Below are 24,905 nucleotides of genomic sequence, written 5' to 3'. Positions count from 1 at the left end.
GCAACCGCGACCGCCGCATCTTGAGGAACTCCCCCAACCACGGCTCCTTGTTCATGCGCCGAGTATCGAGCACCCGGACGCCAGGCAGCCTGCCCCTGGCAAGGGCAGGCTGCAAGCGCCCGGCGCCAGCACACTCGGAGCCACGAGCAGGGCTCAGGGTCGGCCCCCCTCGGCACTTCACTCTCCTTGCCGCGCCCCTGCCGCCTGCGGCCCGCCTGAACGACAAGGACACGTCGGCGCCGGCCGGTCTCGCCTCCGCCGTCGAAGCCCTGAGCCGCCGCTACCACTTCCCACAGCACAGAAACCGCGTACCCAGTGATCAATATTGGCCATACATCCGACGTCCCATTCGCCGCGTTCGACAAGAACGGTCTGCCCCCACACCTGCACATACTCGCGCGCGATGCCGTTCACCTGCCGAACGCCGGTACGACAACCGCCGACGGCACGTCGATATCCGCGATGTCTGCGGCCCTGTGGCAGTTCGTGCGAGTGCGCCACGGAACGCGGCCGGGCCCGCACGACGACGGCGGCAGCCCGGCATCCGCCGCCGCCCGGTCGACCGCGGACGGCAAGCAACGGACGGCGGACGGCGGTACGTACGCGTGAAGTCCAAGCTCGATCCGCTGTCCATGGCGGCGATGGCAGTCACCGTGGTCTCCGTCTCCGCCACCGCCCCGCTCACCGCCGCCGCCTCCGCCTCGCCGCTCGCCATGGCCTTCTGGCGCAACTGCCTGGGCTTCGCCGTACTCGGGCCTCTCCTGCTGTTATTGCGCCGGCGTGAGGTGGTGCGCGTCGCGCGGGGCGAGCGCGGCGTCCTGCGCCGGGAGCAGTGGCGGCCCCTGGTCTTCGGCTTTCTCGCGGCCACGGCGCTCGCCCTCCACTTTGCGGCCTTCATGACGAGCACCCGGCTGACCTCGGTCGCCATGTCCACGGCGCTCGTCGCCACCCAGCCCGTCTGGCAGGCTCTCATCGCCAGGGGCCAGGGCGTCCGGTCGTCCCGCCGGACGTGGGTGGGTCTCGCGCTGTCCGTGGTGGGAGCGGCAGCGGCGGGCGGTCTCGACATCAGGTCCGGCGGTACGGCGCTGCTGGGGGACCTGCTCGCCCTCGTCGGGGCCGTCGCCCAGGCCGGGTACACCGCGCTGAGCGAACGGTCTCGCGCGGATGTGAGCACACCGCTGTATTCGACGTTCACTTCGCTGGTCTGCGGTCTGGAACTGCTCGCCGTCTGCCGGTTGGCCCACATCCCGCTGACGGGCTTCGACAGATCCACGCAACTGTCGCTGCTCGGGCTGCTCATCCTTCCCCAGATCCTGGGGCTCGGCTCACTGAACTTCGCCCTCGGCAGGACATCGGCGACCACAATGAGCGTCCTGCTCCTGCTGGAGACCCCCGTGGCGGCGCTCGCCGCGTGGTGGTTCCTGGGGCAGGGCATCAAGCCCGCGACCGTGCCCGGGCTCCTGTTGATCATCGTCGGCGTCACGGTCGTGGTGACGAGCGGCGGCGTGGAACGAGCCACGGCACAGCAGGGCAGACACCGCAGTACAGGAACACCGGGGTACCCGGCCTACGCCCCGTACCCGGCCTACGCTCCGTACACACCCCAGCCCCCGTACACACCCCAGCACCTGACGTTCCCGCACTCCGTCAAACGGGACCCCAGAGTGGACTGGGCAACGTACACCGGGGACGAGAGCCCAACGGTCACCCTCACCTATCACGGTGCGGGGGCGTTCGACACCCTGTTCTTGCGCATGCCGCACGCGGCGGAAGAGGAGCCGGGCCGGGACAAGGACGACAGGTAGGAACCGGCCCTGCCGGCACCGGCGGCGGCGGGGCGAGGCCGCCAACGCCCGCGGCGCCGCCCGGCTCGGTCAGACCGTCGGTTTCGGCCGGAACGGACACCACCACGATCCCGAACGGCATCACTCCAGGTCAGGGCAGACAAAAGGATGCCGGTGAGTGCGCAGGAGAGGCTGGCGGCGAGGTGCCGTTCCCTGCTCCGCTGAGATGATGTTAGGTGCCCCGCCCCGCGCTCGCTTCACCAGCCCGCGGTGGGGCGCTGTCACGTTGTTAAGTGCGTGGATTTCTGACGCCATGTCAGGGTGTGGCGGAGGTCGGGTCTCGGGTCGGTGCTCAGGCTTCGGCGGGCAGGCCCGCGATGCCGGTGACCTGGTCCCAGATCGCGAAGCGGATGGTCATTTCGGATCGGTAGCCGGAGGCTGTCATCAGATGGCGGCGGGGCCGGAAGTGCGGTGAGATGCCGCTGAACGCGGACAGAAACCGCTGCGCTGCGCCCACACTACGGAAGCCTTTCATCGCCTGTTCACGCTGCCTGGTGGGCTGATGACTGTTCTCCGCCCGGTTGTTCAGACCCTTGTGTGAGCGGTGTTCGACCGAGGGCATGACCTCGCGGTGGGCCGCGCCGTAGGAACGCAGCCTGTCGGTGACGATCACCCGCGGCACCGCCCGGGTCCTCTTCATCAGACGGCGGAAGAAACGTCGAGCCGCGGCCTTGTTGCGACGGTTCTGGACAAGGATGTCGAGGACGTTGCCGTCCTGGTCGACGGCCCGCCACAGGTACTTCAGCTCCCCGTTGATCTTGATGAAGACCTCGTCCAGGTGCCACTTGTCGCCAGGCCGGGGCCGGCGGCGGCGCAGCGCGCCTGCGTAGCCCTGCCCGAACTTGACGCACCACCGCCGGACGGTCTCATACGAGACGACGACACCGCGCTCGAGCATCAGCTCCTCGACCTCGCGGAAGCTGAGCGGGAAGCGGTGGTAGAGCCACACGCAGTGGGCGATGATTTCCGCCGGGTACCGGTGCCCCTTGTATGACGGCGGCGCGCTACCCACGGACAACCCCCTCCACCATGATCAACCAGAAGATCATCCCACCCGGTCAGCCAAACGTGACAGTGCCCTGGAGGGCGCTGCTGCCGTTGATTCTGTGGAGTGACGACCTGCTGCATGTCGACGCGGTGTTCGACGTCGAGCGGGGGCGCAATTTCGGCCTGCACCAAAACCACGTCCCCACCACCCTCCAGGTCTACGAAAACCGCAACGGGGGGCAAGAAGAGGTCGAAGTCCGCGAGCGGCGAGGCTTCTACGTCACTCCGGCAGAGCTGCCGCGGCTGCAAGCCTTCTGCACCGCCGTGACGGCAAAGATCGACGCCGTCATGGACGGTGCCACCAGCGGCCGAAGCCTGCCCCGAAAGCGTGCCCGGCGCCTGGAGCGAGCCGCCCGGCACCTGCTGCAGGCCCACCAGCGCACCCACAGCGACTACGGCGTGTGGGAGCAAGAAGCCGACGAGCTGCACCTGGACTACGTCATCGCACTGGAAGCCCTGATGGCCAGCCCCAAGGACGATCACGCACAAGGCATCAGTGAAAGGATTCGGTCCCGCGCATCCGCCCTGTTCCTAACCCCGTCCGCGCGCGAGTGTGTCGAGAGCAAGGTGCAGGAGGCGTACAGCGCGCGCTCCAAATACGTGCACGGCGACGTGCTCAAGGACCAAGAGGAGACGGAAAAGCTGGCCGACCTGCGCAACCTCAGGCTTCTCGTGCGGCAGGTCGTCCTGCGTTGGCTCGTCCTCACCCCCTACGACACTGAAGACCTCGCCCCCCGTCTCGATGCCGCAGCCGACGGCACCAGCCGCGAACGCGCCATTGACGAGCCCCTGCGCGCCTTCTTCCAGGAAACGCCGCCACAGGAAGCCATTCGGGCCTGAGGCAGAAAAGAGGCGGCCCGCTGCCACCGCGGCCGACCTTGCCGCACGCGCAGGCGCCTGATACTCCCTGGGCCTGTCAGCACCGCTCACAGCACCTCATCGCCGAGGCGGGGTTCCCTTCTTCGCCAAGGCGGGATCACTCAGGTGCGCGGGCGAGCGCGGCAGTGAACCAGCTCCATGCCGAGGACGAGCAGCAGCTGCTGCCCGGCGCGGTCGAACTGCTCCTGCAGGGTGGGTTCGCGGAACAGGCCGGCCAGCTGTCCGGCCCCGGCTGCGAGTTCACCGCGCTGCGTGAGGTAGTCGGCCATGGAAGCCCGGTGGACGGCCCGTGCCCGTTCCAGCAGTGCGCCGTCCACCTTCCCGTCTACGGTGGAGCGCAGCGCGGTGCAGAGGGCCTCGACGTGGGTCGCGACCACGTCTGCGGTCATCGGCGTATGCGCGGGCCCGAGCGCGCGTACGAGCCCGCTGGCAGCGAATACCGTGTCCGGTTCCACCACGTCCCGCACGGCGTCCAGCAGTTCGGCGCGCCCGCGGACCGTCAACGGCTTGCCGTTGCCAAGCTCGGTGATGATCCGTACGAACCGGGTTCGTGCAGTCGGTGTGGCCAGCTGATGGCCGACCCGCTGCAGCAGACCTGCCGCGCCCCGCACAAAGCGCCTGAGCAGGTCGCGAGCTGGGACGGGGCCGAGTTCGTCGACCACTACACGGACGCGGCCGCCGAGCTCATCGCGGCGAAGCGGGAGGACAGGGAGCCGCTGAAGGCGCCTGAACGCCCCCTAGCCACTGAACGGGAGGCGCCGGCCGGCAGGGTGGTCGATCTGATGGCCGCCCTCCACGAGTCTGTCGCAAAGGCACGCTCCTCGCGCGGCGAAGCGTCCGACGAGGGCGGCACCGTTCACGGCATGCCGACGAAGAAGGCAACCGCGAAGAAAACGACAAAGAAGCGATCAGCCAAGACGGCCGCGAGCAAGAATGCTGCACGTAAGAAGGCGGTCACGAAGAAGCCGCCACGATTTGTTTGACGCCGCGGAAGTTCAGGTGGGGGCGATGGGGTTTCGACCGACAGAGATCAGCATCTTCGGTATCGGGGTGGGATGGGAGTTCAAGAAACCTGATCGGCAGACGGCACAGCAGATCATGGACTTCTTGTCGGACAAGCGGGTCTTGACCGTCGATCGGAACCGACCCACTGAGGATGCTGCCGCCTGCGTGGCCTCGGCGATGGAGTGCAGGAAGCGACTGTCTGAACTCCTGGACGAGGTACCGGCGAAGAGCGTGGATCTACGAAAGTGGCTTCGTGGCCTACGAGAGGCTTTCACCTCCTTCGTCGAGGCGTCGGAGCACCACGGCTTCGAGGGACAGGACGGCGAGTCGCGGTTCCGGGAATCGCTCCGGGACCTGCAGACCGGGGTGGAGACACTGTCCGGCGTCGTCTCGGAGAGATACAAGCTGACGGGCTTGAGGACGCTGGATTCGTAGGCCGGCCAGTCGACCACTCCGGGCTCGGTATCGGGCCGGGCAGAATTCGCAAGCCTCTGCGCCGATGACGGGGTCGTCGAGCGTGGCCCGGACCTTCTGCTCGCCAACCTGTCGAGCTCTGCGTTGCGTCATGGCGCAGGCGACGAGATGGATGACGACGGCAGCGTGCCGTGCGAGCGGCCCTGTCTCATGCGTGCGTGTCGCTCAGCTTGTCCTCCGACCGACAGAAGGCACAGCACTCAATGTGATCCGTATCGCGGCGGCCGACCCGAAACTGCGCTCGAGCCCGACCCCCCTCTTCACTCCCGTTCCCACCCCTCCAGGAAGAAAGGAAGGGAGGGGCGGGGCGGGTACGCGAGCGCTTCGGGGGATCGGGTGCCGGTGGGTGTGGTTGCGCGTCGGCAGTGGCCTTCGCGCTTCGGCGGGCCAGGACCCTGCCATGCCAGGGGGGAGGAGAGTGGCGATGGGATGCAGCGGAGCTGCCGTCAGTTAGTGTGCGACCGAGGAAGTGCTGGACAGGCCTACTGTCTGGCCAAGCAGGGGGATCGCCGAGGTAAGCCCAAAAGGGGCCACGGGATGATCTTTGTGTCCGAGTAGGAACGGACCAGGAAACCGGTGTTGCTGTCAGAAGTTTTGACAGTCCGTGATCGGCCGAAGCCACCTTGGATCCGAAGGCGCCTGTGACCAGCAGAACGGCGAAGGCCTTCGACGCCTCCCAGGTCGGAAGCCCCTCGGTTTTGAAGGCGCCAGAGTTCGGCCGAGATACGCGTCAAAGGGGCAACGGGGTGATCTTGAAGCCCGGATGGCTTGCTACGGGGTCTCGGTCCCGAGGGCGCTGACGCGGTTCGCGTACTCGCGGCGGGCCTTGCGCTGTGCCGGGATTGCCGAGGGGGCGTCGAGCGGCTGGCAACGGCCGAGGAGTTGGCGGTGGACCGAGGGCACTGCGGGGACGCGGAGTGTGTAGCCCTGGCCGCGCCGTACGGTCACGCCCTGGTCGAGCGCGACCCGCTCGGCGGGCTCCAGTTCGGCCGCGCGGAGGAAGTCGGCGACCTTGCCCGGCATGTCGAGAGTGACCGCGGTCTCCGGTGCCGGGGTGTCCTGGCGGTCGTCGGAGTGCTCGGGCATGAGGTCGGCGACGGCGGTGCGGATGGCACCCCGGCTGACGTGGTGGTCGCGGGCCAGGGCGGCGATGGACTGGCCGCCCACGTACGCGGCGCGCACGGCGACCGCCTTCGCGGCCGTGACGGCCGGGCGGCGTCCGCCCTTGCTGCCCTTGGCCTCGGCGGCCCGCAGCCCGTCGTAGGTCAGTTCACGCTGAAGATCGCGCTGGAGTTCGCCGGCGGCTGCAAGGGTCTGCACCATGAACTTCACGGTGGACAGCAGCTCTCCGGTGCGGGGGTGGCGGGCGGTGAGGTCCATCGCGGAGAACGCGCCGTCGTGGATGCGCAGGGAGAGGCGGTCGCGGTGGAGGACGTCGAGCACGTCGAGGATGTGCCCGGTGCCACGTACGAGGCGGAACATCTTGGAGATGTGCACGGTGTCGCCCGGCCGCGCGTACGTCAGCAGCTCGCTGAACTTCGGCCGCTGGAGAGGGTGGAGGCGGCTGGAGGTGCCCGGGTCCTCCTCGAAGACGACCGGGTCCTCGATCCCGGCCTCGTCCAGGACGAGATTCTGCCGGGCGGTCGACTGCTGGTCGGTCGAGACCCGCTTGTAGACCAGGTTCGCCACCGAGGGGCCCCTTCCGTACGGAGGATCGGACCCTATCTGTCGTCAAACCCTGTCAGTAATCACCATCGGATCTGATTGGATTCGAGCCGCCGCGAACCCAGTGATTCCGCGGGTTCATTGGACGCGTCGGCCGCCTGTCGTCAAACGATCGTTTGCCGACACTCAGGGTTGAGCCCGGCCAAGCCGTCCGGTCCGGGGAGATGAATCCAGCCCTCCATGGCAGCGGCTTGCTCCTCCTGTTCGTTTCGAGGCAGGGAGGTCAGGCCGAGGGCGGCGGCGCGGGCGACGAGAGCGGCGATCAGCGCATCGAAGGCGTGCTCGTTCTCGTACGCCTTCTGGGCTCCGGGTTCGAACCGCAGCCACGGCGCCGCCTGGAGCAGGGCCTGCGTGGAGCGCGGATCGCCCAGGCCCCACACAGCACGGGCACCGGCCGGATAGACCTCAACCACCTGTCCAGCGCCGGTCCGGTCAACGGGGCGGCGCCCCGCCGCAAGTTGGTCAGCGAGGTAGGCCCAGCGTGCCGCGGTCGCCCCGAGCTTGTCCATCGACACCGAGAGCGGACCGCGCCCCCTCAGGGGCCGGACCACCGCATCCGCGACATGGTCAGTCGTCCGCAGACGCAGGCGGGCATAGTGTTCCGCCCGCCCCGTATTCCCCGGCCACGGCTGGTGACCCGCGTGAGCGGCGATGGCCTCGACGAAGGCCGTTGGCCACCCGAACGGGCAGTCGATCCCCGCGCGCTCCCCTGACGCGAGACCCAACAGCAGATCCAGCAGATACTCGTCCGTACACCCGAGTCTCGGAAGCTTCACCTCTGCCCCGTCCCGGTTCCAACGGATCTCTGCAGCCGCGGTAGTCCCTGGCTGCACGGCCAGATCGACGCCGATGGTGCGCTCCACCTGTTCCTCCCCTGTTGGCATCCCGGGGCTCTCACCGAGAACAGCGGCAGACTACGGATTGCGTGCTGCTCCATGGAGTCCCTCGGCATGATCTGCGGCCCATGTGCTCGCATTCGATGGGCAACGACGGCACCGGCAAAGACGGTTCTGCCGCACGCCACTCCTCCTGCGCGGCCAGCCCGCCGGCTCCCGCTCCGCTGGCTGCTTCAGGCGACCGCACCGAAACCGGTCGCGGCCTTGCCGACCCCGAACGGGCCGACGTGCTCACCGACGAGGACAAGCGGGCCCTGACCGCGTTGTTCTGGATGCACATCCACCCGACGGGTGCGAGTGGTGAGGATCAATGGAGATGGCCCTCACCACTCGTCCGCGGTGGTTTGTCAGTCCGAGCTGGTCAGCACGGTGACTCGCTGCCCTGCGGGCACTGCGAGCGTGGCGGAGCCGTCGTCGCCCACGGTCAGGATGAAGTCGTTGATGACTGCTCGGCGGCCTTCGCCGGTGTCCTCGACGGTCGCGGTCCCCCCTGTGAGCACGGCAGTGTCCAAGTACTGGACAGGCCTGGCTTGTCCCTGAACCCAGGGCCTGCCGGGGTTCGGAGTCCCGATCAGGTGCCCGAATTTCGCGGAGGGGACACCGTTGAAGACCACTCGACCGTCGGCTTGACGCTCCCAGTCGACAACGTCGAAGGCGGTAACCACGGTGTTCTGGTAGATACCGAGGACTCCGTCGCCGTAGGAGTCCAGGGCCTCGTCCTTGATCTGCGCCCAAGCGCGGAGTGTCACGTCTTCTGGGGCCTTTTTCCCGGCGAGCACATCGGGCCATGATGAAGCGAGATGAACGAGGATCACAGCAGGCCTCCGACTCGGAAGATGATGCATTCATCATACGGTGATGATGTCGCATCATCAAGTCCAGCACGGCTCTGGGCGCTGTTGTCGGGGCTGCCGGGTCCTCCCCTTGGTCAGGCTGCTGCGGTGAAGCCGACAGTGGTCAGGTCCTGCTCGCGCAGGGGAGCGAAGTCGACGTCGAGTTTCGGGTCGTACGCCTCGGGGTCCCAGTAGTTCTCGCCGAAAAAACAACGCTAAGCGGATGGGGCGTCCCTGAGCTGGGGTGACGTCGATCGAGAGCCGTACCGTGATCGTGAGGGCACCCCATCCCCTCGGCGCGCACCGCGCCACCGTGCGTGCCCTGCACGCCGCACACCGGCGCCTGGTCTTCAGCCTCCTCGGCCACGCGCTGCGCCTCGGTGAACTCCGGCCCCCCGAACCCGCCGACCACTAGGCTTGATCCATGACCTCCGACGAGTCCACGCCCTACCCGGAACCCTCGCCGGAGGACATACAGGCTGACCCGCCGTCAGGAGACAGCGACGAGGAAAAGTCCCTGCACCGGCGCATCGTTGACGGATGGAACGGCCTCGGGGTCGCTGGCAAACTGGGTGTGGCCGCTGCGGTGGCCGGAGCCATCGTCCTCGTCGCCGCCGCCCTCTCCAGCACCGACGAGACCGAGACCGAATACAACCCCGACCAGTTCGACGACAGCACCGGCCCAGAACCCGTCACCCGCATGTACACCAACCATGCAGGTGGCTACTACGTGTGCAGTCACACGGGGTGCAGCAAGAAGATCAACCACATCTACATGACCGATCACGACTGCTGCGGCCGGTGCTCGCGCGGCAGAGACTGTATGAAAGCCGCGGCGAGCGAATACGACGGTCCCGGCGGCTTCCCTCACACCTACTTCGAGGGGCTCCTGTACCCCGGCGTCTGCACGGTCTGCGGCGAAGGACCCGAAGGCCACCGGTCAGACGATCCGAATCGCTGGCCAGACCGCTAGGAGTTGTCGTCAAATGTCACGCCCACATCAGGAGCGAGGCGAGGGTGACGGCTGCTTGGTAGGACTCGGCGGTCTTGTCGTAGCGGGTCGCGATGCCGCGCCATTGCTTGAGGCGGTTGAAGCAGCGTTCCACGACGTTGCGCCGCTTGTAGACCTGCTTGTCGAAGGCCGGCGGACGCCCGCCCCGGCTGCCGCGCCGGAGCCGGTTGCGGACTTGGTCCGCCCGCTCGGGGATGGTGTGCGGGATGTCTCGGTGTCGCAGCCAGGTCCGTATCGCGCGGGAGCTGTAGCCCTTGTCGCCGAGGACGTGGGCGGGCCGCACCCGGGGCCGTCCCGGCCCGAGACGGGGCACCCGGATCGCTTCCATCACGACGGTGAACTGCGTGCAGTCGTTGGTGTTCCCGCCCGTGAGGGTGAAGGCCAGCGGGCGGCCGAGCCCATCGCAGGCAAGGTGGATCTTGCTGGTCAGGCCACCCCGCGAGCGTCCGAGTGCCGGCGGGCAGAGCCCCCTTTTCGGGCCCCGGCCGCGTGCTGGTGGGCCCGCACGACGGTGGAGTCGACCGACACCAGCCAGTCGATGTCCCCGGCCGCGTCCGCCTTGGCCTGCGCGGCCCGCAGCATCCGCTCGAAGGTGCCGTCCTTGGCCCACCGGCGGAAACGGGTGTGCAGCGTGGCCCACGATCCGTACCGCTCGGGCACATCCCGCCAGGCCGTGCCGGTGCGGAACTTCCACACGATCCCGTTGAGGACCCTTCGGTCGTCCAACCGCTTGCGGCCCCGCAAGGACGCGGGCAGCAACGGCCGGACGAACTCCCACTCGGCATCGGACAGTTCATGACGACGTATCACCCGACCATGATCCACCACTCAAGATCATCATTTGACGACAGGGCCTAGCGGGGTCGGCGAAGGGGCGGGCCCCCTCCACCATGTCGGTGCAGAGGGGGCACTCGCGATGCTTCGCTGGGCGTCAGCAGTACAGGAGAGCGTCGTGGTTGTAGGTGAAGGAGGTCAGGGATCCGGCGTAGCCCGCGACGTAGTAGTCGTCGTGGCCAAGGTCCGACTCAACGACCACCGTGTGGCCGGTGTTGTTGACGATCGAGGCAGCGTGGTCGTACACCGTCTGCCCGTAACCAGAACTGTTCCCCCAGTGAGCGAACTTGAAGTCCGACAGACTGAGGCTCTGGCCAGGTGACCAGTCTTCCCACGCGCCCCAGCCGTACTGCGGCGAGTTGAAGTACAAGCACACGTTCCCGCTCGGGCAGGCCTCGGCCCCCGTCGGCGGCGTGGCGGCGAAAGCGCCTCCCGTGGCCAAGCTCAACGCGGCGACCGTGAGCGTCCCCACGATCGCAAGCTTGCCGGTGCGCCGCCCGAACCTGATACGCATTGCGTCCCCTCCCATGACAGCAGTGCCATGACGAAGCCCAGTCAGGCTGCCCGCATAGCGAGCCCGTGCTGACTGGACTCCGACAAGGATCACATCGCCTCCGCGCCAGCGCTATGTGTCCGCCTTCTTCCGGTTGTGGAGATCACCGCCCATTAATGAGCGGTGTGCATCGTGAAGCCGCAGGTCAAGGGCCTGGTGTGCGCGAGGTTCGGGGTGCTGGGGCTGGTGCACGGCTTCGCCCACCTCAAGAACTGGCGCGTGCTCGGCAAGGTCCGCACCGACCCGAAATGGGCGACCGCCCTGGTCAGGGCCCTGCTGTTCGTGCCGGGCCGCGGCCGATGCCGGTGAAGCCTGTGAGGTGTACGAAGAGGGTCCACCGGCGAGGCTGCCGCTCCGGCCCGCCGTCACCGCGGAGCACGATGTGGTCCTGGACCGAGCACCGTCCCTGGATTCGCTACGCCAATAGTTGCTCACCTGCGCTTTCCCGGCTCGCTGTGCACTGCGGCACCGGAACCCCCGCTTCACTGTGCAACTTGCCACTCCACACAATGCGTTGCCGGTCCTAGATTGACGTTCGAACGCGAACCGCGCCCCTGCTCACCAGCGTCACCTGCGAAGTTGTGCCCCTGACATACATGGTCTGGGAGCGGGTGTGCGGGATCGTGCGGGAATCGGAACTTCACCAAGCCGGCTCGGGCAGCCTGGTCTTGCCGCTTCGCGAAAGGCCGGCCCAAGCGGCGCAGCGACCGCTCGAAGTGTCAGGGGAACGTCAAGCCAGCGTCATTCCCCGGCTGACCGTGCACAGGCAAGCTGGTACGCGAATCCAACGGCCCCGCCGCGGGCCGCTGTCCACAACTCCCCGGCATCCATTGGAGGACTCCGGGGCCGACCGTAGGGGGAAACATGCCCGGAGGCATCACCAAGGCCGCCGTCGCGGCCGTCATCGCCGCAGCCGCAGCCGCAGCCGTCGCCAGCACCACGAGCGCGCAGGCCACCCCGCTTCCCAATCCGGTCACGGACCAGGTTTCGACCGGCAGCCACGTTGGTGTCTATTCGCACCCCTACGACACGCCTGCCAACAAGCTCGGCTACACCCCCCTGAGCAACGGGGACTATCTGATGATCGACTGCTGGGTCGCCGGCGGCCAAGTCGGCAACGCCGGCGACGTCTGGTACCGCACGTGGCAGGTCGAGTACGCCAACGGTTCCAGCTGGGCCACCGTTACCGACCCCTGGTGGACCTTCGCTCCTTATGTCGACGGCGCCCTCTACTTCCACCGCAACATCGTGCCGCCGTGCTGACCTGGTCCAGCCGTCCGGACCTCGGTCTGTGAGGGGCCGGACGACCGCGGTCAAGCTGCGGCGCCGGAGCACACGGCTGGCTGGCCGGCCCCCTGCGTCCTCGCGCTCTTTTCCGCGGTGCCGGTCAGGGCGTCAGACGAGGCGGACGGGGTTCGCGCCGGCGTGGCCGCCCGTGCCGAGGGTCCGTCGGGCTGTCGGGGGTGCTGATGATCGCTAGCATCGTCGCGGGACGTGGCCCGGCAGGAAGCCACGCCTGGTGGGCTGTGGTCCTGTATCCGTCGAGCAGTGTCCCTGCGTGGTCCCTGACTGCGGTACTGCTGGCAGTCGCAGGCATCCGTTCCGTCAAAGCCTCCGGGAAGCCGTAGCCTTTCCTGCGGGGCCAACCGGAGCCGTAATCGGCCACGCGGGCCCGCTCCAACTGGGCCTTCGTCGCCCCGACGTCCGCGGCGACCGTCGCCGCGTTCGGCCGCGGCCAGGCGGGCGCCGTGCCTTGGCGGACAGCGAGAGCACCATCTCTTCCACGCCGGTCAGCCGGCGCTGCCGCTTCTTGACGGTGGCCGGCTCGAAGGAGCCCTCCCGGTCGCGGGGCATGTCGATCTCGACCGGGCCGATGTCGGTCAGCACGGTCTTGGACCGGGTGCCGTTACGGGAGTTGCCGCCGTCCTTGCCCGCCGGATCGTGCTTGTCATAGCCGAGATGGTCGGTGATCTCGCCCTCCAGGGCGGACTCCAGAACCGTCTTGGTCAGCTGCTGCAGCAGCCCGCCCTCGCCGGTCAGCTGCAGTCCCTTGTTCCGGGCCTGCTCGACGAGCTGGTCGATCAGTTTCTGCTCGACCGTCGCGGCCTCCGGCGACGGTTCCGCCTGGTCATTGGCGGCCACGGACTCGGTCACGGTGTCAGCCACTCGATGTCTCTTCCATGATCATCAATTACACCGGTGAGCGTACAGACCCCCCACAGGGCGCGACCAACGACCGCGCCGTCACTGTTGGCATCGTGCAAGGTAACGACCTGGTCCGCGATAGACCTGGTCATTCTCGTCCGGCCTGCGGTAGGAAGATCAAATGACTCGCCTCCCTGCTTGCGGTCCTGAAGGGCCCATCCGTGCCAGGACCACCTCGCAGGCGCCGCTGGCCGTGCGGGCCGTCCTCTTCGACTTCTCCGGCACTCTGTTCCAGATCGATACGTATGCAGACCGGATCCGAGCGGCGATGGCTGAACCCGTGGACGAGGTGGCGATGGACGTCATGCTGAGCGGGCTCGAAGGCAGTCTGTCGGACCCCGACGTGGTCGAGGCCCAGCGTGGCCGTGACGTGTCCTCAAGGGCACATCACCATGCCTGCACAACCTGGTATGCCTCGGTTCCCGAGCTGGCACCGGTCGCTGACGTGCTCTATGAGCAACTGCAGGCCCCTGAGCATTGGGTGCCTTACGCGGATACCGAGTCCACACTGGTCCGGCTGACTCAGAGCTGCGTGGTTCTGGGGGTGGTCAGCGATGTGGGCTGGGATCTGCGGGCCACCTTCGCTCATCACGGCCTTGACCACTACTTTTCGTCCTGGGTGCACTCCTACGAACACGACACTGAAAAGCCGGACCCGTTGCTGTTTCAGCATGCCTGCCGTGAACTGGGTGTCGCTCCGGAGGAGACGCTGATGGTGGGTGACCATCCCGCGAAGGATGGCGGCGCGGCTGGGGCGGGACTGCGCTCGTATGTGCTGCCTGGTCGAGCCACTCCCGGTTCGTGTCGCGGACTGGATGCAGTGCTCCGTCTGGCCGATCGAGTGTGACCAAGAAGTGGGCCCGTGCGGCCTTGTTACATCCTGCTTTCTGCGGCATCTCCCGTTCACATCTCGGCGACTTGATCGAGGAGTTGGCAGACCCGTGGCTTGCCCGGTGCGAGTCGGCTCTGCATGAGCGGCGTGGCACCGAGCGGCAGCGGGAGGCTGGCGCCGGACCGAAGTACGGCCTGGTCTTCACTGACCGGGTGCTGGTCACCCTGGTGCACCTGCGCACTGGGCTCCCGCACGCCGCCCTGGCTGAGCTGTACGGTACCGCTCGCTCCACCGTTTCCCGCGCCATCGGCGAGGTCCGGCCGTTGCTGGCGTCGCGCGGCTTCGCCGTCCCCGACCGCCCCAGGGTGCGGTTGCGCACCCTGGCGGACGTGTTCGCCTACGCGGAAGCCGAGGGGATCACGCTGCGGATCGATGGAGCGGAGACCCAGGTCCGCCGGCCCAAGGCCAACCGGCCCGGACGGCGGGCCTTCGTCTCAGGCAAGAAGAAGCAGAACACCATGAAGACCACCACCGTCAGCGATGGCCAGGGTCGCCTGCTGTGGTCGGGCGCGGACCGGCCCGGTCGCATGCACGACCAGACCCCAATGCGCACTGAGGGCATCGCCGAACAGCTCCGGCTCCGTCCGAAGGTGAGAGCTGAGGTCGACGAGGGCTATCGGGGCCTGGCCAATGAGTTCCCCGACCAGGTCAGTGCCCCGCCGAAGAAACCGAAGGACGACGCACCGCTTGGCGAGCAGCACGCATGGCGGGAGATGCGCCGTCGGCAGTCCTCAGCCCGGATCTGCGTCGAGCACACCAATGCCGAACTGCGGCAGTGGCGCCCGCTCCAGCGATACATCGGTCGGCGCGAGGACTACGCCGAAACCCACGTCGTGATCGCCTCACTGGTCTCGGACCGCTCTGCCCGCCGGGTAACCCGCCGCAAGCCGAGCACTGAACTGGTGCTCGCCCGACAGGCGACCTATTGATCAACTACCAGCCGATCTGCCAGGCCAGCACGCCCCGACCCCAATCGCGGACCGAGTCGTTAGCTGATCAGAGACGCTACCGAAACCGCCAAGGCGCTCAGCAGGACGATGTGACCGCACCCTCGGCGGCCGCTTCGGACTGCTCCTTACGCCGCTTGAACGACGGGAGCGCGGGCACGGTGAGGAAGCCCTCGGCACGGGCGCTGGCGATGCCGATGCGCGGAAGATCGCTGCTCTTGGCGAAGAGGAGGAAGCGGGGCTCCCAGACCGGCCGGTACTTGGCGTTGGCGCGGTACAAGGACTCGATCTGCCACCAACGTGAGAAGAAGGAGAGGATCGAACGCCACAGCCGCAGGAAGGGCCCCGCGCCGAGGCGGGCGCCGCGCTCGAAGACCGCGCGGAACATCGCGAAGTTCAGCGACACCCGCTCGACGTCGATCTCCTTCGCGCGCAGCAGGAGCTCGACAACCATGAACTCCATCAGGCCGTTCTCGGAGTTGCGGTCCCGGCGCATCAGGTCCAGGGACAGCCCGTGCTCGCCCCACGGCACGAAGCTGAGCAGCGCCCGTGGTCTGTCGTCGCCGTCCCGGCACTCCAGCAGCACGCAGCGCCCGTCGCGCGGGTCACCGAGGCGGCCCAGGGCCATGGAGAAGCCGCGCTCGGTCGCGCCGTCGCGCCACTGGTCGGCCAGCTCGATCAGGGTGGCCATCTCGTCGTCGGGGATGTCCTCGTGACGGCGGATGCGCACGGTGTAGCCGGCCCGGCGGACCCGGTTGTGTGCCTGCCGTACCACGCGCATCGCGCGGCCTTCGAGCGAGAAGTCATCGACGTCGACGATGGCCTCGTCGCCCAGCTCCAGCGCGTCCAGGCCGTGCCGGGCGTAGATCGTGCCGGCCTCCTCGCCTGCGCCCATCACTGCGGGCGTCCAGGCGTGCCGGCGGGCCTCGGCGAGCCAGGCGTCGATGGCGCCGGGCCAGGCCTCGGGGTCGCCGATCGGATCGCCGGAGGCGAGACTGACCGCGCCGACGACGCGGTAGGTGACGGCGGCCTTGCCGGTCGGCGACCAGGTGACGGCCTTGTCGCGGCGCAGCGCGAAGTAACCGAGGGAGTCGCGGGCGCCGTGCTTGTCCAGTAGACGTCGCAGCCCCTCCTCGTCCTCCACGCTGAGCCGCCTGCGGCCGCGCGGCGAGCGGAAGCAGGCGTACAGGACCAGACAGAAGGCCGCCGCGAGCAGGATGTTGATCGTGATGTCCACCCAGCGCGGCGCGTGCACGTTGTCGATGTGGTCGGCGAGCGGGCCGACACTGACGCCGCGCAGCAGGGTGTAGACGATCTCGTCGGGCAGGCTGGCGCCGTGCAGCTTGTTGGTGGCGTGTACGAGCAGCGTGCCGAGTCCGCCGGTCACCAGGATGCTGCCGGCGCCGACGGCCAGGGCGAGCTTCGGGTTGGAGGGGTCGCCGACGGCGTTGAACTCGCGGCGGCCGATCAGCAGCGCGGCCACGAAGAGGCCGGTGAGGCCGGCGGAGCCCCAGTTGAAGACGTGGCTGCGGTATTGGTCCTGGGTGAGGGCGAGCAGGTAGAGCGCGAAGAGCGGGCCGGCGAGCAACAGGTTGGCCACCCAGGCGGCCCGCTTCCTGCGCCGCATCACCAGCACGAAAAAGATCGCGAGGGTGGCCGAGACCAGGCCGGCGGTGGCCAGGTATGGGGTGAAGAAACCGCCGGAGTGGTGCGCGTGCTCCCGGTGCATGGTGATCCGGCCGGTGTTGTGCTCGTTGACCTCTTGGCGGAACGGCACCGACAGCACCGCGACAACGTTGAGCACGGCGACCAGACGCAGGTACCAGACGGTGGCGGCGGCAGCCCGCGCCCGCAGGCGTGGACTGGGTGACGGGAGTGTGAGGCCGCGGCGGGCGTTGGGTTGTGGGGGAATGACGACCGACTGCTGAGCGGGCATGGTGACACGTCACCTTGGCGTGGGCCGGTGGGACCGGCGGGGGCGGGACGGGCAGCCGGACGCGCGGTCCGTCGCGCACCCTCGTCGCTGACCCTACAGTTTGTAGGGTCAGCGTAACGGAGCCAGTGCTGCCCCTGGAACCGTAGTGCAGGAGCTCACTCCGGCACGGAGGGCGTTCGGCTGTGATCACCGCCGTCCGCGGTCCGCCACGCTGGCGCCAGTATCCAGGCCAGGCTGACCGGCGCGGCTCTGGCCGTCATGGTGGCCACCATTGTCCCGAGCGAGACGAGGGCCACCATCAGTCTGAGCAGGAGTCGATGCAGTACGTCGCGCAACTTGTTGGCGGATGCGTAGTGCGCATGGCGGGGCGGTGCGTGCAGGCGCGTCACGGAGTCAGACCCGGCAGGAGGGCCACTTCAGGTGGCGGCCTCACCAGCCCCGGGGCCAGTGGTGAGCTGCAGCTGCACGGCGTATGCCGCCTGGACGTCATCACGGCCGATCAGGTCGCGTACGGGGGCGGCAGGGACGCCGGTGGCCGCGGCTTCGCGGAGCCGGGCCGCAGCGGCGGCGATGCTGTCGATGCCGACAGCGGGGTGGGTCTTGGGCATGACGTCCAATCTGCGACAAGGGTTGGGGTGAGCTCCAGGAGGTCTGTCCTGTCTGCTTCTTGGGATGTATGTGATGTTGGGTGGGGGACGCAGACAGGCGGCGGATCGGGGGCGAGGGTTCGGGGCGAGCCTGTCGTCTGTTGCGCGTCGGGCGGCGGCCCTCCGCGCTCGCGCCGGGCAGGGGCCGGCGTACCGGTGGGGCGGGCAGCGGCGGGGACGGATGTCAGGGCGGTGTGCCGGGTTCGGCTGACTGCTCGCGCTTGTAGACGATGCGGGCCTCGTTCACGGCGCGCTGCCAGCTGCGGTCGACACCGCCGTGTTCACGCGCCAGTTTTTTTGAAGACCCACTTTGGCGAGGAGGTCGAGGATCAGGACTGGCTGCTCGGTGAGTTCACCCGTCGGCGCGGCGGGAAGCCGTGTCACGGGCGTGAGGCCACGTCCTGACATTGAGTGTCCCGGTCGGTGCCGCTCAGCCTGCGCTACCCTCCGCGGACGGTGGCGCCCCGGGAGACGAAGCCGCGTGCGAGCTGAGGGAGCCTGGCGGCCTCGAAAGCGCTGTACATCCCGCTCGCGACGAGTTGGAACTTGACGCCCTCGCGGCCATCGGGGCGCTCGTAGCCGTCGGGGAGGAATCGGCGGTAGTGCTCGCTGGCGCGTTGGAAGAACTGCGGGCGCTCGGCGCGGGAGAGGCACCCCTCAAGATTGAGAAGGAAGAGGTAGTGACGAATCATGCGAGTGAAGAGAAAGGGAGCCAGAGCGTCCAGGGCGGTGCGCTCCTGCAGCAGACCGAAGCTCTCTTCGTACCTGGCGAAGACGTCGAAGTGGGTGCCGCCTGGCGCGTCTGCGGGGTGTTGGGTGAGCCGGCGGCGGATTTGCACGCAGTTCCATCTCAGAACGCCGATCCGGTCAGCGGCGAGCATGGCGCGGTGGACGGCCGAGACCTCCTCGTAGAGACCGTCGGGAAATGAGAGGTGCTGCCGGATCCACATGTCGCGGCGGAACAAGCGGTCCCAGGAGTAGGCGGGGGCACCGAACAATTCAGGCAGATCGATCGGGGCGAAGGACTCACGCCCCTGCTGGGCAATCAGCTCGGCGGCGGCACCGTGCCAGGAGCGACGGTGATGCAGACGCGTATGCCCGAAGAGAAGAACGTCCGGCTCGTCTGTAGCTTGCAGCTGGTCGGCCATGGCCTGAAGTGTTGTACCCCCGACGATGTGATCGCTGTCCAGGAACAGCAGGTAATCACCGGCGGCGTGCTCCGCGCCTGCGTTGCGTATCCGGCCGATGCCGACGACACCCTTCAAGCGCACGACGGACACGCGCCCGTCACGCTGAGCGTAGTCATCCACCACGTTCGCAGGGCACTCAGGCGACTGGTCCAGGACCGCGACGACCTCCAGATCCCGGAAGGACTGGTTCAGGATCGAACGCAGGCAGCTCTCCAGCTGACCCTGCAGGTCGTGAGCGGCGACTATGACGCTGATCATTGGGGATGTGCGCATGATCATCGAAACATAGGTCGGCAGCTCAAGGCATGACAAGCTATCGGACGTGAGGGTCTGGTGCACGACCGGGTGACATCTGAACTGGCTTGCCCTGTGGCGTCCGTCAGGGCCTGCCAGACCGCCGACTTCCGCTGTTTGACGAGCCACTTCCCGACGTCCATCCCGTGGACCGTGAACCCGGGCAGGACCTCCGCCTGGTCCTCGTCGCGCACCAGCTCCTGCAGCGCGGCGTAGTGCCGCTGCCACTCCGGCGGCCACCCCGGGTTCCAGTCCTCGTCGACGGCTTTCAACGCGGCCTCCCACTCCGGGTGTTCGGCCAGCGCGCCGGGCCGCCGCAGGTTGGACAGCCACTGCCCCACCGACCGGTCCAGCGCCGTCGCCGACCGGGGCGCGCACAGCGTCCAGTGCTCCGAAGTACGCGCGGGCCGCTTCCAGGTTCTCCTGGAAGCGTTCGTCTGCCAGGGACCAGACCATGCCGAGTTTCTCCAGCCGCTTGGCCCGCAGCCCGGTCATCTGTCCGGCGCCGTACGCCCTTCGTTGTTCTGCTGGCGCTGTCACGTCGACTGGCTGGGTGGGATGATCTTCTGGTTGGTCGTGGTGGAGGGGGATCGTCCGTGGAGAGCGCGTCGCCGTCGTATAGGGGGCACCGTTACCCGGTCGAGGTCATATCCCACTGCGTGTGGCTGTACCACCGATTCCCGCTCAGCTTCCGCGAGGTCGAGGAGCTGCTGCTCCAGCGCGGCGTGATCGTCTCCTACGAGACCATCCGCCGCTGGTGCGCCAAGTTCGGCCAGGCCTACGCGAACGGGCTGCGCCGCCGCCGTCCCCGGCCCGGCGACAAGTGGCACCTGGACGAGGTCTTCATCAAGATCAACGGGGAGCACAAGTACCTGTGGCGGGCCGTCGACCAGGACGGCAACGTGCTCGACATCCTCGTGCAGAACCGGCGGGACAAGGCCGCCGCCAGGCGCTTCTTCCGCCGCCTGATGAAGAAGACCGGCACGGTGCCGCGGGTGGTCGTCACCGACAAGCTCCGCTCCTACGGCGCGGCCCACCGCGAAGTCATGCCCTCGGTCGAGCACCGCTCCCACAAAGGACTGAACAACCGGGCCGAGAACAACCACCAGCCTACCCGGCAACGGGAACACGCGATGAAAGGCTTCCGCTCCGCCGGCGGGGCGCAGCGGTTCCTGTCCGCGTTCAGCGGCATCTCGCCCCACTTCCGGCCCCACCGCCACCTGATGAGCGCCCCCGACTACCGAGCCGAGATGACCATCCGCTTCGCCATCTGGGACCAGATCACCGGCGCCGCCGACCAGCCCGCCACGGACTGACCACAGGCCCCAACCGCAAACCCATCACGCCCCGACACACCGTCAGGCATCGGCCCCGCAACAACGTGACAGCGCCCCGCCGACGGCACTGTTGCGCCTGTGCATGCCAGGGGTGCCGCCCGCCCTGTTCAACGTTTTCTCAAGCTCTTCTCAACGTCTTCGGCAGGCGTCTCATACAGGCTGGTCGAGGCCGGTGCCTGCTTCACTTCCATCGCTCCGGCGTCACGGGCCCACGGTCTTACGTGGAGGGGCAAACACGGCGGGTTTGTCGAATGTTCAGATTCCGGCCGTTGCCGGGACAGAACCGGCGGCTACTCATGTCCCGCACCGCTGCCGCGTCGTCAGTAGCAACTGGAGTGAGTTGTGACCCGCCGATCCATACGACTGGCCGCCGCCCTCGGTATCGCCATGACCCTCGCCGGAGGCTCGCTCGCCGCGGCGTCGGAGTTCACCGGCGCCTCCGCCGCCGCCGCGCCGCAGAAGCCCGCGGCCGCCAAGCACGTCCTGCTGCTGTCCGTCGACGGTCTGCACCAGTCGGATCTGGCCTGGTACATCGCCCGACACCCCGGCTCCGCGCTGGCCCGGCTGGTGAACGGCGGCGTGCACTACACCGATGCGCAGACCACCAACCCCTCGGACTCCTTTCCCGGCATGACCGCCCAGGTCACCGGCGGCGGCCCGAGTACCACCGGCATCTACTACGACGACGTGTACAACCACGCCCTGCTCCCGGCCGGCACCACCAACTGCAAAGGCGTCAAACCCGGCGCAGAGGTGGACATGACCGAGGACATGGACAAGAACAAGGCCTCCCTCGATGCCGGCCAAGGGCTGAAGAACCTGCCCGGCAGCATCCTGCAGATGACGGGCCGGCCGCAGAGCCTGCTCGACCCGAGCAAGCTGCCCGTCGACCCCACGACCTGCAAGCCGGTCTACCCGCACTCGTACCTGCAGGTGAACACCGTCTTCAACGTGGCTCGCAAGGCCGGCCTGCGCACCGCCTGGTCGGACAAGCACATCGCCTACGACATCCTCAACGGCCCTTCGGGCACCGGCATCCAGGACCAGTTCTCCCCGGAGATCAACAGCGACGCAGGCGGCTACTCGGCCGGGAACGACTGGACCACCGACAACAAGGCGACCGAGCAGTACGACGGGTACAAGGTCAAGGCCGTGCTCAACGAGATCGACGGCTACGACCACTCCGGAGCCCACAAGTTCGGCACCCCGGCGATCTTCGGCATGAACTTCCAGTCGGTCTCCACCGCGCAGAAGCTGCCCTCCTCCGAGGGCCTCAAGGGCGGCTACGCCTCCAAGGGCGTCCCCGGCCCGCTGCTGCAGAAGAACCTCGACTACGTCAACACCGAGGTCGGTGCGATGGTCAAGGAGATCCAGGCCAAGGGCCTGGCCGCGAGCCCGGACATCGTGCTGTCCGCCAAGCACGGCCAGTCTCCCATCGACCCCAAGGCCCTGACCCGCGTCGACGACGGTCCGCTGCTCGACGGGCTCAACGCCGCCTGGAAGAAGAAGCACCCGGGCGCCGGCGATCTCGTCGCGCACTCCGTGGACGACGACGGCATGCTGCTGTGGCTGCACGACCGCTCCGCCAAGGCCACCTCTTTCGCCAAGCAGTACCTGCTCTCGCAGACCGGCAAGGGCACCGACATCAACGGCAAGCCCGCCAAATCCTTCACGAACGGCGGGCTGAGCAGGCTCTACGCGGGCGAGGAAGCGGCCACGTACTTCGGCGTCAAGCCCGGTGACGCCCGGGTCCCGGACCTGTTCGGCATCGCCAAGTACGGCGTGGTCTACACGGGCGGCACCAGGAAAATCGCCGAGCACGGCGGCGCCCACACCGACGACCTGAACGTCCCGCTCGTCATCTCCGGCGCAGGAACCCCCGAGGGCGTGACCAAGACTGCTCAGGTCGAGACCACCCAGATCGCCCCGACGATCCTGTCCCTCCTGGGCCTGAACCCCCACAACCTGCAGGCCGTCCAGAAGGACCACACCCAGGTCCTGCCGGTCCGCTGACCCTCGGCAACCTGTGACCCCGGCACGGGTGGGCCGCACGCACAACAGCGTGCGGCCCACCCGTACATGCGCGCCGTCAAGCGCTGCATGAGCTGACTACCTGACGGCAGGACACGTCCGCAGAGGCGGTGTGTCGCCAGGGGTGCACCGTGGCTGACAAGAGTCCCTCGGATGGCACCACAACCATGCGGTCTTCGTTGATCCGCTCAAGAATCTGCAGGGGAACGAGAGCCACGGATCGTCCGGCCGCATCATCGCCACGACGCCGGGCTCTCCAACGATCGTACGGACCTCGGTGCTGGAGCGGCACGGAACGCGCTGTCGACCTCGCCTCCGCGACCACCGCTTCGCAATCTTCTGCGAAACCCGGAGTCAGCCCGGTCCCTGCCGGGGCCGGGGTCAGATCCAGTCCTTGCGCTTGAAGGTCCAGTAGAGCAGCACCGATGCAACGACCATGACACCAGTGGAAGTCAGGAAACCCGCGGGGGTGTTGACACCTGGATACGGAACGTTCTGCCCGTAGAAACCGGTGACGGCCGTGGGTACGGCCACGATCGATGCCCAGCTGGTGACCTTCTTCATGATCAGGTTCATGCGATTGCCCTGAACGGTCAGATTGGTCTCCATGATGGACGTGATCATGTCCCGCAGCGCCTCGGTCCACTCGGTGGCCCTGAGGACATGGTCATACACATCCTGGTAATAGGGGAGCAAGGGCTCGGCGACGATGTGCAGGTCACGCCGGAGGAGGCTGTTCACGACCTCCCGCATCGGCAACACCACGCGGCGCAGCTTCGTGAGGTTCTTACGCAGCGCGTAGGAGTCACGCTGGACGGAGTCCATCTGCTGGCGCCCCTCGTCGAAGAGCAGATCCTCCACTGCTTCGATACGGTCGTCGAGATCCTGCACGGCGGCGAAGTGCCCGTCGACTATGTGGTCGAGCAGTCCGTGCAGCAGGAACCCCACCCCGTACTTGGCGAGATCACTGTTGTTGTCCCAGCGTTCGACGACCTTCTCGATGTCGAACCGGTGATCGGGGCGGATAGTGATCAACGCCGTAGGCGTTATGAACACGGACAATTCGCTGGCGGTCAGCTGTCCACCGGTCTCGTCGGTACTGGTGCCGTAGGCACTGAGGAAGGCATGGGTACGGTAGCGGTCCAACTTGGGCCGCTGATGCTCCTGACGTGCGTCCTCCACCGCGAGCTCGTGCAGACCGAACTCCTCGCTGATCATCGCGAAGTCGGCGGAGCACGGATCGCACAGGTCGAGCCAGACCGCCACGTCCGGATCGTTCACGTATTCCGAGATGTCCGCGGTCGGAAAGTCCTCCAGGATCAGGGAGCCGTTGCGGTAGAGCCGTGTGCGAGTCATGGCGACGCACCATAAGCAGCCCTGGTAAGAAGCCCGCTTCCGCTCCTTGCCGAGGGTTCGCCCGTCGACACGAGTGCGCGCGCCCGGGCGAGCAGTGGCGGGGACGGTCAGGAGCGTTCGTGGAAGCCGTCGAGGCGACCACGAGCGAGCACGTCTCCGGCAGCGGAGATCACCGGCCGGCCGCTGGCCCAGCCGGTCGACGCGTTCAACCAGCCCCGCCTGCTGGCCCGGGTGCACGTACGCATCCCGCCGTCGGCCGGCGAGGTCGAGACCCTGTTCGCCGGCTGGCGCTCCGGCCTGCCCGGCCAGCAGGGCAGCAAATTTCTGACCGGGGCCCGGGACTACGTGGCCGCATCCCTGTGGCGGCGGGCGGGCCTGCGCATCAACGAAACCGTCCGCCTGCCGGTGGGGGACTGGTACCCCCAGGTCGGCTCCAGCGGCGTCCTGCACGTGCGGTGCGGCAAGGGCGCCAAAGGAAGCGGACCCCGGCAACGCCTGGTCCCGGCCATCAACGGCGTCGACCGGCTACTGGCCTGGTGGATGTCCCAGGTACGCGGACAGTTCGGTGACGACCCCGCCGCTGCCGGCGCGGCGCTGCTGCCCAGCCGCTGCCACAACAGCGACGGCAGCCTGCGCCCGGCCTGTGCCGAGACCCTGCGCCAGGGCCTGGCCCAAGCCGTCGCCCATCGGCTGCCCGCCTGGACCGGACGCCTGACCCCGCACCCGCTGCGCCACTTCTGCGCCACCCACCTCTACCACCAGGGAATGGAGCTGGAAGCCATCGGAGCCCTGCTGGGCCACACCTGGATATCCACCACCGCCCGCTACATCCACGTCCCCGCCGAACGGATCGAGTGGCACTGGCAGCAGGCCAACGCCCGCGTCACCGGCCGCCTCCTGCCACCCGCCCCACCCGTCCCGCCCGCCGCCACTGCGGGGACCCCTACCACGCACGGCGGACGGTGACC

26 protein-coding genes and 3 pseudogenes are annotated in these 24,905 nt (G+C 67.9%); 14 read left to right on the top strand and 15 right to left on the bottom strand.

The features are described 5' to 3' along the window. Nucleotides 1-462 precede the first annotated feature (462 nt). Both FNV62_RS06600 and FNV62_RS06595 read left to right on the top strand, forming a co-directional pair. Nucleotides 463-609: a hypothetical protein gene (locus FNV62_RS06600; protein WP_164657617.1), complete on the top strand. Its 147-nt coding sequence runs from the start codon at nucleotides 463-465 to the stop codon at nucleotides 607-609. After that, the gene (locus tag FNV62_RS06595) at nucleotides 606-1,805 is read left to right on the top strand and encodes a DMT family transporter (RefSeq protein WP_205523133.1); all 1,200 of its coding nucleotides are present in this window, start codon (nucleotides 606-608) and stop codon (nucleotides 1,803-1,805) included. The genes FNV62_RS06600 and FNV62_RS06595 overlap by 4 nt, the downstream gene beginning before the upstream one ends. A 331-nt stretch (nucleotides 1,806-2,136) precedes the next feature. Here the strand turns inward: FNV62_RS06595 and FNV62_RS06590 are convergent, their stop codons facing one another. Continuing rightward, nucleotides 2,137-2,856 (bottom strand): IS6 family transposase, encoded by a 720-nt coding sequence (locus FNV62_RS06590; RefSeq protein ID WP_144314826.1) that lies wholly within the window; start codon nucleotides 2,854-2,856, stop codon nucleotides 2,137-2,139. A gap of 17 nt (nucleotides 2,857-2,873) precedes the next feature. Between FNV62_RS06590 and FNV62_RS06585 the strand changes: the two genes are divergently transcribed. Next, nucleotides 2,874-3,731 carry a HEPN domain-containing protein gene (locus FNV62_RS06585; RefSeq protein ID WP_144314825.1) on the top strand — a complete coding sequence of 286 codons (858 nt, stop codon included), beginning with the start codon at nucleotides 2,874-2,876 and terminating at the stop codon, nucleotides 3,729-3,731. Between the two features lie 140 nt (nucleotides 3,732-3,871). Here the strand turns inward: FNV62_RS06585 and FNV62_RS06580 are convergent, their stop codons facing one another. Continuing rightward, complete coding sequence (locus FNV62_RS06580; RefSeq protein WP_144314824.1) at nucleotides 3,872-4,159, bottom strand: hypothetical protein; 288 nt, start codon at nucleotides 4,157-4,159, stop codon at nucleotides 3,872-3,874. A gap of 6 nt (nucleotides 4,160-4,165) precedes the next feature. Here FNV62_RS06580 and FNV62_RS06575 point away from each other — a divergent pair, with 6 nt between their 5' ends. Both FNV62_RS06575 and FNV62_RS06570 read left to right on the top strand, forming a co-directional pair. Beyond that, the gene (locus FNV62_RS06575; RefSeq protein WP_144314823.1) at nucleotides 4,166-4,753 is read left to right on the top strand and encodes a hypothetical protein; all 588 of its coding nucleotides are present in this window, start codon (nucleotides 4,166-4,168) and stop codon (nucleotides 4,751-4,753) included. Further along, complete coding sequence (locus FNV62_RS06570) at nucleotides 4,746-5,210, top strand: DUF6650 family protein (protein ID WP_144314822.1); 465 nt, start codon at nucleotides 4,746-4,748, stop codon at nucleotides 5,208-5,210. Before FNV62_RS06575 ends, FNV62_RS06570 begins: the two co-directional genes overlap by 8 nt. Before the next feature lie 48 nt (nucleotides 5,211-5,258). Here the strand turns inward: FNV62_RS06570 and FNV62_RS57915 are convergent. The 4 genes and pseudogenes from FNV62_RS57915 to FNV62_RS06555 all read right to left on the bottom strand — a co-directional run. Beyond that, nucleotides 5,259-5,369 (bottom strand): annotated as a pseudogene (locus FNV62_RS57915) (hypothetical protein); the annotation flags it as partial. Nucleotides 5,370-6,020: 651 nt separating this feature from the next. Beyond that, nucleotides 6,021-6,938 (bottom strand): recombinase family protein, encoded by a 918-nt coding sequence (locus FNV62_RS06565; RefSeq protein ID WP_144314821.1) that lies wholly within the window; start codon nucleotides 6,936-6,938, stop codon nucleotides 6,021-6,023. A 140-nt stretch (nucleotides 6,939-7,078) separates the two neighbouring features. Further along, nucleotides 7,079-7,837 (bottom strand): DUF429 domain-containing protein, encoded by a 759-nt coding sequence (locus tag FNV62_RS06560; protein WP_225900177.1) that lies wholly within the window; start codon nucleotides 7,835-7,837, stop codon nucleotides 7,079-7,081. 380 nt (nucleotides 7,838-8,217) lie between these two features. Beyond that, the gene (locus tag FNV62_RS06555; RefSeq protein ID WP_144314819.1) at nucleotides 8,218-8,649 is read right to left on the bottom strand and encodes a hypothetical protein; all 432 of its coding nucleotides are present in this window, start codon (nucleotides 8,647-8,649) and stop codon (nucleotides 8,218-8,220) included. A 298-nt stretch (nucleotides 8,650-8,947) separates the two neighbouring features. Here FNV62_RS06555 and FNV62_RS06550 point away from each other — a divergent pair, with 298 nt between their 5' ends. Further along, nucleotides 8,948-9,118, top strand: coding sequence for a hypothetical protein (locus FNV62_RS06550; protein ID WP_164657616.1), 171 nt, complete (start codon nucleotides 8,948-8,950; stop codon nucleotides 9,116-9,118). Between the two features lie 9 nt (nucleotides 9,119-9,127). Further along, nucleotides 9,128-9,676 (top strand): hypothetical protein, encoded by a 549-nt coding sequence (locus tag FNV62_RS06545; RefSeq protein WP_144314818.1) that lies wholly within the window; start codon nucleotides 9,128-9,130, stop codon nucleotides 9,674-9,676. A gap of 16 nt (nucleotides 9,677-9,692) precedes the next feature. On the opposite strand, the pseudogene FNV62_RS06540 reads toward FNV62_RS06545, so the two are convergent. Beyond that, a pseudogene (locus FNV62_RS06540) lies at nucleotides 9,693-10,522 on the bottom strand (IS5 family transposase). A 124-nt stretch (nucleotides 10,523-10,646) separates the two neighbouring features. Beyond that, complete coding sequence (locus FNV62_RS06535; protein ID WP_164331608.1) at nucleotides 10,647-11,063, bottom strand: peptidase inhibitor family I36 protein; 417 nt, start codon at nucleotides 11,061-11,063, stop codon at nucleotides 10,647-10,649. A 171-nt stretch (nucleotides 11,064-11,234) separates the two neighbouring features. Here FNV62_RS06535 and FNV62_RS06530 point away from each other — a divergent pair, with 171 nt between their 5' ends. Together FNV62_RS06530 and FNV62_RS06525 are read left to right on the top strand one after the other, a co-directional pair. Continuing rightward, nucleotides 11,235-11,411: a hypothetical protein gene (locus FNV62_RS06530; protein WP_164657569.1), complete on the top strand. Its 177-nt coding sequence runs from the start codon at nucleotides 11,235-11,237 to the stop codon at nucleotides 11,409-11,411. A 555-nt stretch (nucleotides 11,412-11,966) separates the two neighbouring features. Then, nucleotides 11,967-12,365 (top strand): hypothetical protein, encoded by a 399-nt coding sequence (locus tag FNV62_RS06525; RefSeq protein ID WP_144314816.1) that lies wholly within the window; start codon nucleotides 11,967-11,969, stop codon nucleotides 12,363-12,365. A 489-nt stretch (nucleotides 12,366-12,854) separates the two neighbouring features. On the opposite strand, the pseudogene FNV62_RS06520 reads toward FNV62_RS06525, so the two are convergent. Further along, nucleotides 12,855-13,187, bottom strand: a pseudogene (locus tag FNV62_RS06520) (transposase); the annotation flags it as partial. Between the two features lie 241 nt (nucleotides 13,188-13,428). On the opposite strand from FNV62_RS06520, the gene FNV62_RS06515 reads away from it, so the two are divergent. Continuing rightward, on the top strand, nucleotides 13,429-14,154 hold the full coding sequence (locus tag FNV62_RS06515; RefSeq protein WP_144314815.1) for an HAD family hydrolase: 726 nt from the start codon (nucleotides 13,429-13,431) through the stop codon (nucleotides 14,152-14,154). Continuing rightward, on the top strand, nucleotides 14,151-15,128 hold the full coding sequence (locus tag FNV62_RS06510) for a transposase family protein (RefSeq protein ID WP_205523131.1): 978 nt from the start codon (nucleotides 14,151-14,153) through the stop codon (nucleotides 15,126-15,128). Before FNV62_RS06515 ends, FNV62_RS06510 begins: the two co-directional genes overlap by 4 nt. Before the next feature lie 97 nt (nucleotides 15,129-15,225). Here the strand turns inward: FNV62_RS06510 and FNV62_RS06505 are convergent, their stop codons facing one another. From FNV62_RS06505 to FNV62_RS57910, 5 genes are all read right to left on the bottom strand, one after another. Beyond that, nucleotides 15,226-17,082 (bottom strand): phosphatidylglycerol lysyltransferase domain-containing protein, encoded by a 1,857-nt coding sequence (locus FNV62_RS06505; RefSeq protein WP_144314814.1) that lies wholly within the window; start codon nucleotides 17,080-17,082, stop codon nucleotides 15,226-15,228. A gap of 416 nt (nucleotides 17,083-17,498) precedes the next feature. Then, the gene (locus tag FNV62_RS06500) at nucleotides 17,499-17,690 is read right to left on the bottom strand and encodes a hypothetical protein (RefSeq protein WP_413083819.1); all 192 of its coding nucleotides are present in this window, start codon (nucleotides 17,688-17,690) and stop codon (nucleotides 17,499-17,501) included. Nucleotides 17,691-17,972: 282 nt separating this feature from the next. Beyond that, on the bottom strand, nucleotides 17,973-18,113 hold the full coding sequence (locus FNV62_RS06495) for a hypothetical protein (protein WP_164331566.1): 141 nt from the start codon (nucleotides 18,111-18,113) through the stop codon (nucleotides 17,973-17,975). Nucleotides 18,114-18,169: 56 nt separating this feature from the next. Continuing rightward, the gene (locus FNV62_RS06490; RefSeq protein ID WP_075033438.1) at nucleotides 18,170-19,258 is read right to left on the bottom strand and encodes a glycosyltransferase family 2 protein; all 1,089 of its coding nucleotides are present in this window, start codon (nucleotides 19,256-19,258) and stop codon (nucleotides 18,170-18,172) included. Further along, a complete protein-coding gene (locus FNV62_RS57910; protein ID WP_413083914.1) occupies nucleotides 19,195-19,407 on the bottom strand; it encodes a hypothetical protein in 213 nt (70 codons plus the stop codon). Before FNV62_RS57910 ends, FNV62_RS06490 begins: the two co-directional genes overlap by 64 nt. Nucleotides 19,408-19,809: 402 nt before the next feature. On the opposite strand from FNV62_RS57910, the gene FNV62_RS06485 reads away from it, so the two are divergent. Both FNV62_RS06485 and FNV62_RS06480 read left to right on the top strand, forming a co-directional pair. Then, nucleotides 19,810-20,529, top strand: a complete 720-nt coding sequence (locus tag FNV62_RS06485) for an IS6 family transposase (RefSeq protein ID WP_143612493.1) — start codon at nucleotides 19,810-19,812, stop codon at nucleotides 20,527-20,529. A 363-nt stretch (nucleotides 20,530-20,892) separates the two neighbouring features. Beyond that, a complete protein-coding gene (locus FNV62_RS06480; RefSeq protein ID WP_225900176.1) occupies nucleotides 20,893-22,563 on the top strand; it encodes an alkaline phosphatase family protein in 1,671 nt (556 codons plus the stop codon). A 399-nt stretch (nucleotides 22,564-22,962) separates the two neighbouring features. Here the strand turns inward: FNV62_RS06480 and FNV62_RS06475 are convergent, their stop codons facing one another. Further along, nucleotides 22,963-23,937: a magnesium transporter CorA family protein gene (locus FNV62_RS06475; RefSeq protein WP_144314813.1), complete on the bottom strand. Its 975-nt coding sequence runs from the start codon at nucleotides 23,935-23,937 to the stop codon at nucleotides 22,963-22,965. Nucleotides 23,938-24,168: 231 nt separating this feature from the next. Here FNV62_RS06475 and FNV62_RS06470 point away from each other — a divergent pair, with 231 nt between their 5' ends. After that, nucleotides 24,169-24,903, top strand: a complete 735-nt coding sequence (locus tag FNV62_RS06470; RefSeq protein WP_164657615.1) for a site-specific integrase — start codon at nucleotides 24,169-24,171, stop codon at nucleotides 24,901-24,903. Nucleotides 24,904-24,905 lie beyond the last annotated feature (2 nt).

Source organism: Streptomyces sp. RLB3-17, assembly GCF_007113425.2.
GTDB classification, from domain to species: Bacteria; Actinomycetota; Actinomycetes; order Streptomycetales; family Streptomycetaceae; genus Streptomyces; species Streptomyces mirabilis_D.
The sequence above is the reverse complement of the archived record's forward strand: the minus strand, read 5'-3'. Positions and strand labels throughout refer to the sequence as shown.